Below are 3,082 nucleotides of genomic sequence, written 5' to 3'. Positions count from 1 at the left end.
GCTCCACACGCTGTTGCCTTCGCGCAGCACCAACCAAATCGCCTGCTCGTCGATGGCCAGCGATCGCGGACCAAAGACAGAAACATCGGATGCCAACTCGCCTTCTTCGGGAAGCTTGCGTTGACCGTCGCCGGAGACGGTGGTCACGATCCGGGTTTCCAAATCGATGCGCCGCAGACGATGATTGGTGGTGTCGGCAACCAACAAGCCTCCGTCGCCATCGAGCACGATGCTGTGGGGCTGGCTGAATCGGGCCTTGTCCCCGGTCTCCCCATCGCCACGAAACCCTTCGACTCCGTCCCCGGCGAGGGTCTCGATCACTCCGGTGGCCGCATCGATTCGACGGATGCAATGATTGCGTGTGTCGGCGACAAACAAGTTGCCGTCACGATCGGCGCGGATTTCGTGCGGCGCGTTGAACGTCGCTTCGATTGCCGGGCCGCCGTCGCCGCTGAGTCCCTTTTCTCCGGTGCCGGCGATCCGCCGAATCGTCGTGCCGATGTGATCCGATTTCCAAATCGAATGGTCGTCGACGGTGCTGAAAAAGATCCCATCGGCGGTGACCTCGATGCCGTAAACGTTTTGCAATGCAACCGTCGTGGGATCCGAGGGTCGGACGGCGATCGGCGAATCCGGTTTTCCGGTTCCGGCGAAAACGGACCAGGATCGGGAATGGGACGTTTGCGCGTGGACCGCCGATCCGGCTGCGGCGAGTTGAATGACGAAGACGGCTGTAAAGACGAGTCCGAAAGAAGGGAACCGAAGGGTGAATCTCACGGTGCTTGAATCCTGAAAGCGATGTGACGGGCGGGCGATCGGCGCCCATTCTAGTCGTCGGCGGCCGCGCCGTCTTTGATCACAAATTTCGCTTTCAACCGAGCAACCTCTTCGGCCAAGCCGGCCTGACGCACGCTCCGGAGCACCTCTTGAAAATCCTTGTACGCGTCGGGTGCTTCGTCGCGGGGATAGGCACTGCAATTGCTGATCACATCGTGCTCGGCAAGGCCTTGATCGATTTCGTGTTGCAGCAACTGTTTCTTGGCCTTGGTGCGACTGAGCCGACGTCCCGCGCCGTGATTGACGCTAAAGGCCGCTGCCGCCGCTCCCGCGTTTGCCACCATCACGCTGGACCCATCGCGTGGATTTCCTGGCAGCAGGATCGGGTGTCCGGTCGATTCAAACCGCGTGCCGACCAATTGTGAATGCCCGGCCGGCAACGCGCGGGTGGCGCCCTTGCGATGGACCCATTGGACCTGTCCATCGATCGGTTCTTGTCGGGCGATGTTGTGCGAAATGAAATAAATCAAATCGCCACGCACCCCGGGAAAGACTTCGCGAAACGCTTCCAGTACCAAGTCGTTGATCAGCAGATGATTGACGGTGGCAAAGTTGGCTCCCATCGCCATGTCACACAGATAATCACGGCCTTCGGGTGAATCCACCGGCGCATAGACCAGTTGGGGATCACCGGCGGGGAACGCCAAACCCTGTTTTTGGAACACGGTCTTTAACGCACGGAACTGCGCCACGGCCAAGTCGTGCCCGAAACCACGTGAACCGCAATGCGATAAAAAGGCGACGCAGCCATCTTTGAGCCCGAACGCGTCGGCGATGGCGCGTTGCGAGTCGACCAGCTGGACCACCTCGGCTTCGCCGAAATGATTGCCGCCACCGTAGCTGCCCAGTTGGCGATACTTGGATTCGATGCGATCGAGTTTATCGCGGGTCCGTCCCATCCATTCCAGCCGCGCCGCCAACGTGTCGGAGCTGCCATCGGGTGCCGTGTGAGACGCATCCTCGCAGGCGTCGGCCCAGGATTTCGAGATCCCGAGTTTCTTCAGCACCTGTTTCGACGCCCCCTCGGTCGCGATTTGAAACCCGAGTTTGCCGTCGACACGGCGCGACTTGGGGGCATGGCGTTGCCCGCGTCCGGCGCCGGTGGGGACACGTTTGCAAATCGCGCGAATCAGTTTTTTTCGAACCGGCAACGAATCGATTGCGTCGGCCGGCAAATCCATCTGCAACAGACTCATGCTGCACTTGATGTCGACGCCCACCGGTCCGGGATAGATGTGGGTGGGAGAAACCATGACACAGCCGACCGGCGCGCCGTAACCGACATGGGCGTCGGGGTTGAGCACGACGCGTGAAACCCCCGGTGCGCGGCGGCTGTTGATCGCCTGGGCCAGCGTCTCGCCGCCGAACGACTGACGAATGGGCTCGGTACCAATCACGGTGATCGGCGAAAGGTCATCGCCGACCGGAAGGGTCGCCAAGGCGTCCCCCGTGACGGTCATCATCTCGTGCGTCGTGTCCACGCGTTAATTCAGCGGTGCGGCGTGCAGGTAAGTCGACCAGAAAAACGGTTCCTCTCCGGTCAGTGTCTCCCGTTCTTGATCGGATCCGGACAGGGTAGGTTCGCCCAGCGGCGAAATTTCACTGCGGCGGAGGACACTCTTGGCCCGCGCCAAAGCATCGGCGGCCCCCAAAAACGGCAACTCTTGGACATATTCACGCAACAGGATCGCCGTCGATTCTCCGCCCACCGCCCAGCGGCTGAGGATCACATCTCGGACACCGCTGTACTGGAACGCGGCGATCGTGTGCATGATCTCGTGGCCCGAGACGCCTTGGCTGGTGTCCAGGTTGGAACGAAAACCGGGCAGAAAAACAGTGGCGGGCGTTCCCGGGGGATACCCCAACCAGGATCGCAGCCGGCCTTGCCGCAATGACGCTTCGTAAGCGGCAAGCGGCGAATCGAGCACCGAAGCGGGGTTGGGCGTCACCGGTTCACCGACCAGCAGATGCCCGGCAACCTCGCCGCTGCGGCTGGTCGGGATCGACGCATCGGCGGGCAGACGGACGGCGGCACCGGCGTGAATGGAATCGAGGATCGATTTCACCAACGATGCATTGGTTTCCGCGTCACGTGGGGCGAAGAATTTTCCGGCCGTCATGGCGATGACCGGGTTGGTGGTTTTCGACGCCGTCGGATAGATCGCCAGCGAAGGCGTGGAGGCGTAAGACACGTTGATCGAATCCCCCAGCAACGGCGAATCGCGTTCATCAGTCGGCAGCAGTT

General features: G+C 61.3%; 2 protein-coding genes and 1 pseudogene. All 3 read right to left on the bottom strand.

Going from position 1 to position 3,082, the window contains the following annotated elements:
* Positions 1–777: pseudogene (locus ABX749_RS27535) on the bottom strand (hypothetical protein); the annotation flags it as partial.
* 50 nt (positions 778–827) lie between these two features.
* Positions 828–2,300, bottom strand: coding sequence for an RtcB family protein (locus ABX749_RS27530; RefSeq protein ID WP_372898854.1), 1,473 nt, complete (start codon positions 2,298–2,300; stop codon positions 828–830).
* Between the two features lie 21 nt (positions 2,301–2,321).
* Positions 2,322–3,082, bottom strand: a 761-nt coding sequence (locus ABX749_RS27525; protein WP_372898853.1) for a CHAT domain-containing protein, incomplete at its 5' end; no start/stop codon positions are given.

The organism is Stieleria sp. (genome assembly GCF_041595215.1).
Lineage (GTDB): Bacteria > Planctomycetota > Planctomycetia > Pirellulales > Pirellulaceae > Stieleria > Stieleria magnilauensis.
The sequence above is the reverse complement of the archived record's forward strand: the minus strand, read 5'-3'. Positions and strand labels throughout refer to the sequence as shown.

Bases quoted from the DNA above. Each gene is read 5' to 3' on its own strand.
- ABX749_RS27530 (WP_372898854.1), bottom strand. From the start codon at position 2,300: ATGATGACCGTCACGGGGGACGCCTTGGCGACCCTTCCGGTCGGCGAT.